Genomic DNA, 13,029 nt, shown 5'->3' with positions numbered 1-13,029 from the left:
AGAGCACCAAGAACGGGCACACGGGGATTAAGACTTTCTCGTTTACGAAACCTGATGGGGAAACTCTAGCCGCATAGAAATCCCGTCCCCAAGGCCACCTCGCAATCCCCGGAGATGGCAGGTGTCATTGAGCGCATCACGGGGAAAGTCTATGTTCCTTCGGCCTTCCAAGAAGGCCACGAAATAAAGTTCCGTAATATTCGGGCAAATGGGAGCACGAGCGGTATTCACCATTAGGACATTTCATGTCCTGTACTCAACCCAGCAATGGAGAACCACCATGCTTAATCAGACTAGGTTCAATACCGAGCCCACTCCAGTGGCAATCGTGCCGCAGGCAGTGAAGACGCCTCCTCCTCAGCCCGTCTCTGGCGACACACGTGACACGGTGTCAACTGTGCAGTCAAACGGAGACCGTCCGCGCAGCGAGAACAACGGAACGGTTCCCACACCCCTATTGAACCTGCAACGGCCAAGCCGGTCGCGGGCTCTGCGACTAATCGCGACTGAAGGATGGTTCACAGCTCTCTGATGCCGCCTCCTAGCTCTTCTGAGCCCGCATCAGGTAAGACTCGCTCCGATTCCGACCGGCTGGATCAGACCTCGTGTCCGAGGACGGAAGGAGTCATCGTTCCCGAAGATTCAGGGGCCAGGAACGAGAGGGAGGCTCAGTTGGTGGAGCAGATCGGCAAGCTCTGGTGGTCGCATAACAAGAAGAATTCCTCCGTCAAGCAGAGCCGCGAGGAACTGAACCGAGTTCGAGAGTCCCTCGCCAAACTGCTGCATACCTACAAGACGCTGCTCGTAGGAACTGGTCGTGACGGTCGTTGGGCACCCTTGCTCAAGGACCGGGGAACTCCGGTGTCGACAGCCAACCGGTATGTGAAGCGCCATGAAGATTCGTCGCGCCCCGTCGAGAAGAAGCTGCTCGCTGAGCAGCTTCCGCCAAGCGCCGCCGAAATTACTAAGAAGGTGAAGATGCTGCCACCGGGCCTCATCCGCTTTCTGACCACCTCGGAGTCAACGTCCCGGTTCATGGAGGTACTGGGAGCGGCGTTGCAGCGTCCAATGTCCTCAGTGTAACTTTGGATCGGCTCAAACGCCCGGCCATGCGCCGGGCGTTTGCTTTTTACATCGCGATCAGGTCATGATCGCAATTCTCCCAGAGCGCATTCGCGTCGCGAGCCAACCCGGTCCGTCCACACAAACGCGCTTTTCTGGGCTAAGGAGGGATGCCAAATAACGAACGGCGCTATCCATCCACTGAAGTTAAATCAAAAGAGAACCGCCGTAGCTTATTTAGAGTAGTTACCGCCGGAACCATAGCGCAGCCGCAAGCAGACTCGGCCAACCCAAAGGTTTGGCCGAGCCAGTCATACATGCGTGCAAATGCTAAGCGGCCAGCACCGTCGTTTACGCGGCTGGTTCTATCGTGAACATGAAAGATTTCTTAATTACTCAAGACTTCATCGCTTCTTGACTAACGTAATCAATGATGAGCTTCGGGGCGATGAGCCCGAAGCTCATCGCCGAAATAATGAGAATGGCAATCGAGCCGTCGACGAGCGTCGCTCCCATGAGCTCCCACGTCTTTTGTGAATTGTGAGTAAGTTGCACAAAACCGCTTGCCATCCTGAACATGAAGACCCCGGGCATCATTGAGACCACAGAGGCGAAGCCAATGGCCGCGAAAGGCATATTCCAACGGCGCGAGACCGGTGCGATGATCACGCCAACGATGAGACACGCAACAAATGCACCCATCGCTGCGCTGACCCCAAGCACGGTAAGCGCGACCCACCTTAGAGCGTGGGCCAGCGTGCCGGCTGCCACCGGCCAGGGGAGCATATTCAGAGGCGAGGAAAAGAAAATACTGTAACAAGCGACCGCGATGCCTGCAGCAATAACGTCACGCCAAAGCGGCACCGCTCTGCCAGCCGGGTCCACCGGTAAAGAGACGCCAAGAAGATCGAGCCCAAGCAGCAGCCCCATCGAGATGGCCACAACGATGAGCAATGCGTAGATCAGCCGGGCCGCTCCGAGATCCATCCGGCCCCTGATCAAGTCCAACATGCCATTAAGGAAATGCGGCCCCGGCACGAGAACCATGCACGGGCAGACCGCGACAAGCCGCAGCGATGAACTCAGTTCATACCGAACTGCCAGCGCCCCAACTACGCCAGCGACTAACGCCGCGCTGAACGGTTGTAGAAAGATATTCGTGCTGTAACGCGCCAACGCCCGTCGCAGAATAGCACCGGCCGCCGCGCTCCCAAATATGAGCGCCGCTGCGGTCAGGTGTTGGACGCCGAAAAGCACCGCTAACGCCACAGCACCCACCGCGGCCGCTAGAGTGAATAGCCATGTCGGCGCAGGTGGCGTCTCTGCGATTCTGTTGATTGCTTCCATTGCGTTGGCCGGGGCCAGCCAACCGTCACACAATTCCTCAACCGTTCGCAAAGTCGAAGCCACGCGATCCATATCCACGCCGGAAGGAGTGGCCTCAATTGCCGAAATGAATTTGCCGTCGGTGTCCTCGGTTTGAACTTCCAGTTCTCCCCAGCGCGGGAAGATTGTGGCGCGAGATCCCAGACAGTTGCTCAAGCGTTCGACGGCGCCCAAAGTCTGATGCGTGGATTCGCCGTTGATATACAAAACTCGAGCACACGCGAGGACTAAATCCGAGCGTTCCTCCCGCGTCATACTTGCCCTGATGACCGCGGTTTAGCGACTGCTGGAGTCATCTGCACCTCCAAACGGCGCATCGTTGAAGTGTAGCCGGCCGAAACTATTTGAGCCGGCTCTAGCCCTCGGGCTTCTCGACTTTTAGTAGCTCCCGTGCCCTATGCAGCAACGGGCGACGCTACGTAGGGTCGGACCATTTTCTTCGGATCAACAACGCGATCGAATTCAGCTTCAGTGACAAAGCCGAGCTTCAGCGCCGCGGCCTTGAGCGTGAGATCGTTGTCCATCGCATAATGGGCAATCTTGGAAGCCTTGTCATAGCCGATCACCGGCGAAAGCGCCGTGACCAGCATGAGCGATTCTTCGACATACTGGTTGATCCTCTTCAGATTGGGCGTGGTTCCTTCCACCAGGAATTTCCGGAAGTTCGTGCATGAATCGGTCATGATGGTGATGGAGTGGGTCACATTGTAGATAATCAGGGGCTTGTAAACGTTCATTTCGAGGTAACCGCCGGCACCGCCAAAGCCCACTGCTGTGTCGTTCGCCATCACCTGGACGGCGACCATCGTAAGAGCCTCGGCCTGGGTTGGGTTCACTTTGCCGGGCATAATCGACGAGCCTGGTTCGTTCTCTGGAATATTCAGCTCCGCGAAACCTGCTCGTGGGCCACAAGACATGAGGCGGATGTCGTTGGCAATCTTGTAGAGTGAGACGGCTAGGGTGCGCAGTGTGCCAGAAAGCTGTACCAGCGCGTCGTGAGCGCCTTGCACAGCGAATTTGTTTGGCGCAGTAACGAAGGGCAGGCTTGTGAGTTTAGCGATCTCGGCTGCAGCAGCCTCGGCGAAGCCGGGCGCTGAATTGATGCCGGTACCTACTGCCGTACCACCGAGCGCGAGACGATAGACTCCCTTCAGCGCATCTTCCATCCGATCGAGATCGTCCGCGAGCACGCCCTCGTAGCCGGACCACTCCTGCCCAAGTGTGAGCGGCGTGGCATCTTGCATGTGCGTGCGGCCGATCTTGACGATGTCGTCCCAGTCCTTGACCTTCGCGGCAATCGCATCATGCAGTTGCTGAACAGCCGGGATCAGCCGCTGCTTCACATTGAGCGCAGCCGCGATATTCATGGCCGACGGGAAGGAGTCGTTTGACGACTGGGACATGTTGACGTGATCGTTGGGGTGAACCGGTGCGTGGCTTCCGAGCGGCGTACCCGCGATTTGGGAGCAACGGTTGGAGATCACCTCGTTGACGTTCATGTTGAATTGCGTGCCGCTGCCAGTCATCCACACGTGCAGCGGGAACATGTCATGATGCTGGCCGGCGAGGATTTCGTCGCAGACTTGAACGATCAAATCGTGACGCTTCTGATCGAGACGTTTACCGGCAAAGTTTGCATTAGCCGCGCCTTTCTTGAGAATCGCGTAGGCGGTTATCATTTCGCGCGGAATTAAATCCTGCCCAATGCTGAAGTGTTCGAGCGAACGCTGGGTTTGTGCGCCCCAGAGTTTGTCGGCGGGAACATTTACTTCGCCAAGACTATCGGTCTCTTTGCGAAATTCTGTCATCTCATGTCTCCTTCTTGACCGGGATTATGGTGATTAGGAATGGCATCGACGAGTCGCTGGAATCCTCCTTCGCTTTTGACTGGATTAGAAGCGGGGGGACCTGGGTCAGGTATGGCGGGTTATGATACACTCTGAGCCCTAACAAGGGCTACCTTACCCGTTCCGATTTAGCGTGCTGGAGACCGAAATCCAGTTGGCAGCATCCCTGGCAAAGCTAGTCTTTGATTTCTGGGCCTCGCTCGCGTCTCACCAACGGCTGACATAGTTGCCTTCATTCGCGGAATACGTCCACAAGCCGGAATACTTCAAACCAGCGGCCCGCATAGCGGTCTTGAGAGTCTCCGATGCCAACGATGCGACGGCTTTCGAGAAAACTCGTGGTTATTGGAGTGTGGGCCACATTCTGTGTCTCCGCGGTGAGTGCTCGTCCGCAGAGTGGACTGGAAGAGACTCTCAGTGGCCCGGACAGCCATGAAACGGGCCAGGGTCCTCACGGACATCTTTTCGGAGAGTGGGGTGGAAAAAGGACGGAGCTCCTCGAGCGCGGTGTGCGGTTCGATTTTCAGTACATCAGCGACTCTCTCTGGAATCTCAAGAGTGTGCAGCCGGAGCGGTTTGCGAGCTGGAACAGGTTCCGAGGCACGGTTGACATCGATTTTGGTGCGCTGGCAGGACAATCCGGGTTGTACTTTCATATCACTGGACTCTGGCAGGGCGGGGGGAACCTCGGAAAATATCTTGGTCTGCTGACCAGTCCCAGCGGCATGTCAAGCATGAATACCTGCCGCTTGGACTCATGGTGGATCGAAAAACGATGGCTCAACCAACGCCTTGTAGGGCGAATCGGTCAATTCGCGGGCCAGGATTTTTATGGAGCCCAGCACTACGCTTCGTCGTTCATCTTCGAACCGATGGGGTATGCCCTGGGCAATCTGTTTACTGATTTCGAGTCCTTTGATCCGCCCTCGACTCCGGCATTGGAAGTACGAGTCGTTCCCATTCATAACCTTTATGTGAAATCGATGGTTGAGGCCGAAGACCGCACTCCCTTTGCCAACAATCCAACCGGGTTCGTTCCGCAATTTAATGGCGTCCCTGTAAGCATCTCGGAGATCGGATTCACTCCAGGCAAGAAGGCAACGTCAATTCGCGCCTTCGATAACGTCGAGAGTCGGAAGGGCTATTCGGGACTGTATCTGTTCGGTGCGTCCTACAATCCCGGAAAATTCACGACGGCAACGAACCAAACCAGGTCAGGGAACTACCTCTTGTACTGGATGGCGAGCCAGGCGATCTGGCGTGTTGATCCGAAGGGCGGGAAGGGCCTTGATGCGACGTTTTCCTACGACTGGAGCCCACCAGATGTCAATCAGAACAACACAATGCTCACCACTGGACTGCGCTTCAACGAGCCGTTACCTCTGCGCATTCACAATACGATGTCGCTCGGTTACGTGCGGAATAGCCAAAGTCAGCAGTTCGTTCCGCCCGGTACCCCACCCTGGAAGCCTGAGCACGGCCTCGAATTCAACACTCTTCTGGACGTCGGACCTATGCTTCTTTTGCAGCCTGTCGTTCAGTATTACGCGAATGTCGGCGGAAGGAGTCAGCACGCCGTGATTTTCGGATTCAGAACCAAAGTGGAGTTTTAGGAAGAGCTCTGAAAGGAATTCCGCGTGAACATTAGTGGACTTGTAGGAGCCCTGCTTCCAGTATTCTTTGTCCTTGCACTCGGCTATTTTGCGGGCAAGAGGAATGCATTCGATGCTGATCAGGCTGCGGGATTAAGCAAGCTTGCGACTTCGTATGCATTGCCCGCGTCACTGTTCGTCAGCATGACGGATATCTCCAGGGACTTGCTTTTGCAGCAGGGGCCTCTTGTCCTGGCGCTGATTCTCGCTCATGTTGGCCTCTTTTTCGTTGCCTGGTTAATTCTCCCGCGTGTGAAGAGTCTGCAGGGGACCCCCGCGATCCTTTATGCCCTCATGTTGGCGACATCCGCGACTCCGGTTTTTGGATTGGCCGTTCTCGGGCCAATCCTAGGTCCTACTGCTGCCGGGGCCGTGGGACTCGTAGCTCTGTCCATCAACCTCGTAGTGCCTGCGGCGGTTGTTCTGCTTGAAGTGGATGCAGCTAAGCATCGAGGAGTCACGAAGGATTCTTCGCAGCCGAGCCCCGTCCTGACTGGCCTGAGTTCGGGCCTGAAATCACCGCTTCTGTGGGGGCCCATTCTTGGAATCGCTATTGTCCTTTTCAAACTACCGCTACCGCGAATGATAGCCGGATGCTTCGAGTTGATCGGGTCGACTACTTCCGGTGTTGCTGTCTTTGCCGTAGGCCTGGTACTGGCAGCGTATGCGCTTCAAATTTCGCGTGTGGTATTGCTCGGCACTCTCGGCCGTCTCACTGTACAGAATTTGGTTTTGCTCGCTCTCCTGCATTTGTTGCACGTACACAGTCCATTCGCGCATGAGGCATTGTTCTGCTGCAGTTTTCCCCTAGCGACCGTGGTCGTGCTCTTTGCGGCGCGATACAAGTCCTCCGAATCTGAAACGGCATCCATGCTCTTACTGTCAACACTTTCTTTAGCCATCACAGTCCCGATCGTCCTCTGGCTTACGCATCGTTGGCCGGTGTGAACAGCTTTCCCGGAGTATAGAAAGTCGGCTAATGAGATGGTCCGCCGCTTGATCCTCTCCAGTTGACGGAGGATCGTGGTGGCAGCTTCTGATCGGAGGATCATCTATATGCAGATTGCATCTATTGTATCGACCTGGGTAAGACGACCTTTCACCTTGTGGCACTGGCCTGCTGGACAGGTTCTTGTGCGTCGGAAGTTCTCGCAGAAGCAGTTGTTGACTTATACGGCCAACCTAATCAGCTCTCTGATGGGGTTGGAAGCTTGTTCGGGGGCGCATTTCCTGGGTCGAGCCCTTCGAGCACAGGGTCATGACGTGCGGCTGATCCCCGCGCAGTTCGTTAAGCCATTCGTGAAGTCCAACAAGAACGACTTCCTAGATGCTGAAGCCATCGCGGAAGCAGTAGCTCGGCAGAACATGCGCTTCGTCCCGATCAAGACCGATGACCAGTTAGATCTACAGGCGATCGTGAGCAACCCGACAGCTCGAAGGGGGATCAGCCAATTGAAAAGTTCTAAAATCGTCCACTAGGGCCGGCCCTTTCTACACAGTTCCGCACTGCGATGCGGCAACGGATGCATGATGTAGTCGTTGTCATTCTTGATTTTTCCGAGTACAGCTGGTCACTTCGGGACATTTGTGGGAACCCGGAGAGTGTTCACGACAATTTTGATGAAATCTTGAGCCGATAATCCGGGTCTTGACGCTCTGATGGGTATTGGCCCTCATTCGCTCCTCGCTAAAAGGGGCGATTCGAGGGGCGCACGGTGAGGGCACTGGAGAGACATTACAAAGCCACGGAGTTGGCTGAGCTTTGGGGAATAAGCGTGAAGCTCGTTAGAAGAATATTCGCGGTAGAGCCTGGCGTTCTGAAGATCGATCGTCCGAAGTTGAGGAAGAAGCGAGGCTACTCCTCACTCCGTATCCCCGAGAGCGTGGCCTTGGGCGTTCACAAATTGGTCTCAACTCTGATTTCCAGCAGACCATTATCAAGTAGCGCCATCTTCGAGCACAAGAACCAAACCGGGGCTCGACAGGTCTCCCGGCGTCGCGGCGGAAAGCCCAAATTTTCGTATCAGAGACCGTGAGAGCTGCAACCTTCTTTCGCCCTGGCTAATCTGGGTTGTAATGTCCTCGGCCCGATCTCCCGCGAGGTCCTGCATCTGAACACGCTGCTTGCCCAGCGGCCTGTCGAAGACGAGGGTAAGGCTTGAGATATCTCCGAAGATGCCGAATGGTCCTGGTGCATTGCCCACGTGTAGCGTGATATGTGCTTCAGGCATATACCAAGCTCGGGATGGTTTAGTACGCTGTTGAGCTCCGATCGCTACCGCCCCATTAGGGAAACGTGCTGCAAAGACGAAGGGTTTCTCTCCTGCGCTCTGCACGGAAGGAAGATCAAGATTCCGTGTAATACACGCGGGTGCGCCCTGCCGGACGGTTGCGTCGACGAGGTCATTCTGCCATGTCTGGCCACGCTCGAAGCGCCAGCTGTCGGTCAGAATATCCTGGCTGGTCTTGACTGTTCCCGACCCGGGCGAGAAAGGTTGCGCCAGCCGCTGCCATCTCAAGGCGCGGACAACCTCGTCCATACGCCGCTTTGCACGCCGCGGACCATTAAAGAAGAGATCCGCGTCCGGTCCGGGACGCAGGCCCTCGAGCGGATGACGAAGGATACCCATCGTGCAGCCAAGAACGGCAGCGACATACACTTCATCTTCAACGTTGAGCAGGCTGGATACCTCAGGGTGACCCTCTGCCCCTTTCAGCATCTCTGCGACCCGATCAAGAGTTGTGGGCAGTGAGAGGATCGAAGTGACGTCATAGGTGCGGTAGACATCGGTGTGAGCGAGAATATCCAGACGACGCGAACCCCAGGGCTGCGAGCCGAATCTGCCATCGTTGCGCCAATCTCCATTAACAGGCAGCTCGCCATGTACGTGCTCCAACGTGAGTGGAAGGCGCGTCTGGTCACGCAGTGCAGTCAGACGAAAGGATGGATCGCCAATGTCGATCTTCCAGTAGCCGATATCTGCCTTTGCGCTCCAGTCTTCGAGGCGCCTGTCTGCCTCTCCGCCCGGAGGGTTACGGCACCACAAAGCGATGCCGCGCCATTGCTCCTGGCGAGCCTTGCGGTTTAAGGCAGCCATCCGCTCCACGGGTGCACCAGAGAAGGATGGAAATTTCTTCGGGTCCAGTTCGAAGGTAGCGGTCCCACCAGTCTCCCATCCGTCATCGAGCAGCAAATAAGCGTCGCTTCGGACCTGCGGGTAGAACGATTTCGCCCAGCCATTGATGCCGAATAGTTGTTGTTCGCCGATTGCTTCGCGTGCCAGCGCGCCTCCCGAGTCTCCTTCGAGGATAGAAGGGTCCAGGTGCGGCAGACGGTGACCGTACATATAGTTCTGCGCAGCCCACGTGCACCAGTAGTTCGGAGCCTTTCCTGGCTGCGACGGTATCAAGTTGTCTTTCCGCTCTGACTTGCGCTGAGGTGCGCCGAGCGCTTTGCGGACCGTCAACACAGTGGCTGCGGCTCCTGTCAGAAAGTTCCTTCTGTCCAGCATCCTGTAAGTTCCTTTCCGTAGGGGCACGTCGATTCGGCACCGCGAGGCGACGTGTTAAGGGGATGAAGAGTAAGGAGCAGCAAGCGCTTCTGCCCATCCGTTCGTCGCGATGCGCTGCGCCTGCTGCTGTCGGGAGTTAGAAGGTGAGATGGGCCCCCAACTGGAACTGCCTGGGGATGCCGTTGGCTCCGCTGATCTGTCCGAAGTTGGAGTGCGAGAGGTTGGTATCCGGATTGGAGTAGTGCGGAGTGTTGGACACGTTGAAGGCGTCGGCCTGGACGGTGATCTTCACTTGTTCATGAATCGTCTCGGTCTTCGATAGCGATAGATCTGCGTTGTAGAAGCGCGGACCATGCACCTTTCCCGATCCTGAGTTGCCCAGCAGAAGCGGCCCGGGCGTTACGAAGCAGCTTGTATCGAACCACTTCGACACGGAGCCGATAGTCCTTACCGAGGAGCAGGTCACGTTGGCGCGGTTGGTTACGCCGCTTCCCAGGTTGTCGAATGCGGCGTTGAACGTCAGCGGCGAGCCTGATTGCAGCCTGGTGAAGGTGCTCAGCTGCCATCCCCCTACCAGAATTTGCGCAGGCCGCGATGCTCCCGCCATCCAGCGCTCACCGCGACCGAAGGGAAGCTTGTAGACAAGACTGGCGATGAAGTTCTGGGGGATGTTTGGGGCCTGATTGGTGCCTTCGCCCCGGTTGTAGCGGTCATTAAGAGGCCACCACACGCTCATATCGTCGATCTCCTTCGACCATGTATAGTTCACCCGGCCAGTCAGGCCATGCATCAGGCTCATCTTGAACTCGGTCTGGAGGCCGTGATACATGGAGGAGCCGTCGGCTGTTGCATATCCGATGTTGGTCGCATACTGCTGACCCTGGCTGTTGAAATACTTGTAAGGAAGCCGGGAGTTGAAGGGCGTGTTTCCTGGCGGAGGCGTGTTGATGTTGTACCGGCGGAACAGGTGAACGCCGCGGGTTCCGACATACGTGATGCTGAACGAGGCGGAGTTAGTGAGCCTCTGCTGCACCCCGAGGTTCCATGCATAGGCCAAGTCAGGCTGGAAGTTTCTCGCCATCAGAGAGACTCCAACGCCGGGTGGCGGTTGGACAGGCGCGGTGATTGGCGTCGGTACATATTGAGGAAGGCCGGTTACGCTGATAGACGGAAGTGGAACGTTCCGCTGCTGCGCGGGAGAGTTAAAGACCTCGAAGAACGGAAAGTTACGCTCGAGGAATCCACCCATGGCGCCGAAGTTTCCCGGAAAGTGCGTGACACCAAATGCGCCGCTGACGGTTGTGTTGTTGCCTGCTGGTGTATACGCGAAACCGACACGAGGAGAGTAGCCCCCATAGTAGTTGTCGACGTTCGGCGCACGGTTTCCATCGGTCGCGAATTCAAGCATGCCCGTAACCAGGTTGAAGTTGGACTGTTTGTTGTTCTTGTCGATCGCAGCAGTAATCAAGTCCCAGCGAAGCGCCAGGATCAATGTCAGATTTCTTCGGATACGGTACTGATCCTGCGCATAGACACCGAGCAGGGTCGCACGTGTCGCCGGCTTTGTGGCAACATATCCGCGATCGGTGCTTGACGGCATTCCAAGCAGGAAGCTTGCGAACTGATTGCCTCCTGTGGGATTGGAACAGTTGGGCTGCATGGTGCAGCTGCTGGTGTAGTCGGAGATATAGCTGAAATCGCCGTTCTTGTTGGCATCGGAGTTAGTCAGCGAAGCCTGCAACCGGCGAAAGTCTTCACCAAAGGTAAAGGTATGCGAACCCCACGCTTTGGTGAGGTTGTCGGTCAACTGGTAGGAGTTGCTGATGCGGTGCGAGTTGGTCCATCCCTGCGAGCCGGTCTGGACGATGTTGCCGATGGAGAAGTTGCCGAATCCCGTGGCCCCAAAGGCGGCATCGTTGCCGTTCGGGATACCGACTGCGGTGTTCTGGTTGGTTCCGTAGTCATTGCCGAAGTCGAGGGTATAGAAACGGTTGAAGCCGAGGCGCAGCTCGTTGACCATGCTGGTCGAGAAGATGTGGCTGTAGCCGATGGCAGCATTGTGATCGCGCGTGGTTGCATTCACGTCGCCGATCTGGATGAAACGTGTTCCGGGTGAAGGCGCTGTGAGGTCGCGGCGCTGGTAGGATTCGCGCACGAAGATACGATCGCTTGGGCCGAACTGGTAATCGCCCTTCACGTCGAACTGGTGATTGTTGTCTGGTTCAACGGTGTTGGCGTTGAAATTGTTGCTGATTGCGTTCTGGTTGGTCGCCGTCGGCCAGATGGTATTGCCATTGACCATGTTGGCGGAGACCTTATCGAACCGTGCCCGCGGTATCTGCCAGGCATCACCTTGGGGCGTGGTGACTGTGGGGAAGGGCGCCCCGGTCGTGGGATCATAGATGGCGGCTGGGAACTGGCTCTTGAGGAAGGTCCCCTGCTTCATCAGGTCAGTGGGAACCGTCAGAATGTAGCTGATCCCGTTACGCAGCAGCAGTCCCTGATAGTCCGCAAAGAAGAATGCCTTGTTGTGAATGATCGGCCCGCCGATCGAGCCGCCGAACTGATTGGCTCGATAGGGCGCCTTCGATTTGGCTCTCCACTTATATGCGTTTAAGGCATCGTCGCGGAAGAACTCATACGCCGAGCCGTGGAATGCGTTGGTGCCAGATTTAAGAAAGGCGTTTACCTGCGCTCCTCCATAGGTCCCTACGGTGATGTCGGCGTTGTTGGTTGAGATCTTCAGCTCCTGGATGGCATCGAGCGGCGGAGTGACATTGATAAAGGCGTTCAGCAGCTCCATATTGTTCACGCCGTCCAACGTGTAGGTGGTTCCTCCCCATGGCATTCCGTTGACGCTGGCAGTGATCGAACCTGAACTGCCGGCTCCGGCAGCCGCCTCTGGCGCGCTGCCAAATCCTGCGGCGACCGACCCAGGAACGGTTTGAACCAGTTGTGAGAAGACACGCCCGTTTAGCGGAAGGCTTGTGATGTCGTTGGCATTGAGAACTTCACCCAGCGAGGAGCTCGTAGTATCAATGAGCGGACTCGCTGATGAGACCACCACGGTGTCGCTGGTGGAGCCGACCTTCATGGTGATATCAACGACCGTTGCATTGTCGACCGTGACCACATTGCCGTTGGAGACGATCGTCTGCAGACCGGGGGCCTCAATCTTAATCTGGTAGTTGCCTGGACGGAGGGTATCGGCCCTGTACTGGCCGCTGCCGTTGGTCGTCACTTTGGTGATGGCGCCTGTGTCCTGGTTGGAGATGGCTATGGTGGCATTGGCGAGAACGGCACCTGTTGGGTCCACAACTGTACCGACAATGCGTCCGCTGACACCTTGGGCCAAAGCAACGGGGATCGCAACGAGTAGACAGATCAAAAGGACAGCCTTTGTTGCCTGCATCAATGTGGTCGACCACTCGGGGGTAGTGGTTCTAGTGCCTTGATATGGGTTGCGCATCAATCAGCCTCCTCCAGTAATTTCTTTCCTGTTTGTCCCGCCCCTATGCGACACCACGTATTTACCGGATATCGATAGAAGGGGGCCCTTCTGGGTTTGTT

General features: G+C 56.4%; 8 protein-coding genes and 1 pseudogene. 5 read left to right on the top strand and 4 right to left on the bottom strand.

What is annotated here, in order from left to right; translation table 11 throughout:
- Nucleotides 1-280: 280 nt before the first annotated feature.
- Nucleotides 281-532: a hypothetical protein gene (locus OHL16_RS12740; RefSeq protein ID WP_263367542.1), complete on the top strand. Its 252-nt coding sequence runs from the start codon at nucleotides 281-283 to the stop codon at nucleotides 530-532.
- A 140-nt stretch (nucleotides 533-672) separates the two neighbouring features.
- Nucleotides 673-1,083 carry a hypothetical protein gene (locus tag OHL16_RS12735; RefSeq protein WP_263367540.1) on the top strand — a complete coding sequence of 137 codons (411 nt, stop codon included), beginning with the start codon at nucleotides 673-675 and terminating at the stop codon, nucleotides 1,081-1,083.
- Nucleotides 1,084-1,458: 375 nt separating this feature from the next.
- Here the strand turns inward: OHL16_RS12735 and OHL16_RS12730 are convergent, their stop codons facing one another.
- On the bottom strand, nucleotides 1,459-2,703 hold the full coding sequence (locus OHL16_RS12730; RefSeq protein ID WP_263367539.1) for a threonine/serine exporter family protein: 1,245 nt from the start codon (nucleotides 2,701-2,703) through the stop codon (nucleotides 1,459-1,461).
- Nucleotides 2,704-2,843: 140 nt separating this feature from the next.
- Nucleotides 2,844-4,256 carry a class II fumarate hydratase gene (gene fumC / locus OHL16_RS12725; protein ID WP_263367538.1) on the bottom strand — a complete coding sequence of 471 codons (1,413 nt, stop codon included), beginning with the start codon at nucleotides 4,254-4,256 and terminating at the stop codon, nucleotides 2,844-2,846.
- 548 nt (nucleotides 4,257-4,804) lie between these two features.
- On the opposite strand from fumC, the gene OHL16_RS12720 reads away from it, so the two are divergent.
- From OHL16_RS12720 to OHL16_RS20475, 3 genes and pseudogenes are all read left to right on the top strand, one after another.
- On the top strand, nucleotides 4,805-5,908 hold the full coding sequence (locus tag OHL16_RS12720; protein WP_263367537.1) for a carbohydrate porin: 1,104 nt from the start codon (nucleotides 4,805-4,807) through the stop codon (nucleotides 5,906-5,908).
- Nucleotides 5,909-5,932: 24 nt separating this feature from the next.
- On the top strand, nucleotides 5,933-6,895 hold the full coding sequence (locus tag OHL16_RS12715; RefSeq protein WP_263367536.1) for an AEC family transporter: 963 nt from the start codon (nucleotides 5,933-5,935) through the stop codon (nucleotides 6,893-6,895).
- Between the two features lie 108 nt (nucleotides 6,896-7,003).
- Nucleotides 7,004-7,334, top strand: a pseudogene (locus OHL16_RS20475) (IS110 family transposase); the annotation flags it as partial.
- A 550-nt stretch (nucleotides 7,335-7,884) separates the two neighbouring features.
- Here the strand turns inward: OHL16_RS20475 and OHL16_RS12705 are convergent.
- Both OHL16_RS12705 and OHL16_RS12700 read right to left on the bottom strand, forming a co-directional pair.
- Nucleotides 7,885-9,459 (bottom strand): hypothetical protein, encoded by a 1,575-nt coding sequence (locus OHL16_RS12705; protein ID WP_263367534.1) that lies wholly within the window; start codon nucleotides 9,457-9,459, stop codon nucleotides 7,885-7,887.
- Between the two features lie 136 nt (nucleotides 9,460-9,595).
- The gene (locus tag OHL16_RS12700) at nucleotides 9,596-12,928 is read right to left on the bottom strand and encodes a carboxypeptidase regulatory-like domain-containing protein (protein ID WP_263367533.1); all 3,333 of its coding nucleotides are present in this window, start codon (nucleotides 12,926-12,928) and stop codon (nucleotides 9,596-9,598) included.
- Nucleotides 12,929-13,029: the final 101 nt, after the last annotated feature.

The organism is Edaphobacter bradus, assembly GCF_025685645.1.
GTDB lineage: Bacteria > Acidobacteriota > Terriglobia > Terriglobales > Acidobacteriaceae > Edaphobacter > Edaphobacter bradus.
This window is presented reverse-complemented; position numbering and strand designations above follow the sequence as displayed.

What these genes read in the sequence shown, in the direction of transcription:
- OHL16_RS12740 (WP_263367542.1), top strand. Translation starts at nt 281, where the DNA reads ATGCTTAATCAGACTAGGTTCAATACCGAGCCCACTCCAGTGGCAATC.
- OHL16_RS12700 (WP_263367533.1), bottom strand. Translation starts at nt 12,928, where the DNA reads ATGCGCAACCCATATCAAGGCACTAGAACCACTACCCCCGAGTGGTCG.
- OHL16_RS12730 (WP_263367539.1), bottom strand. Translation starts at nt 2,703, where the DNA reads ATGACGCGGGAGGAACGCTCGGATTTAGTCCTCGCGTGTGCTCGAGTT.
- OHL16_RS12705 (WP_263367534.1), bottom strand. Translation starts at nt 9,459, where the DNA reads ATGCTGGACAGAAGGAACTTTCTGACAGGAGCCGCAGCCACTGTGTTG.
- fumC (WP_263367538.1), bottom strand. Translation starts at nt 4,256, where the DNA reads ATGACAGAATTTCGCAAAGAGACCGATAGTCTTGGCGAAGTAAATGTT.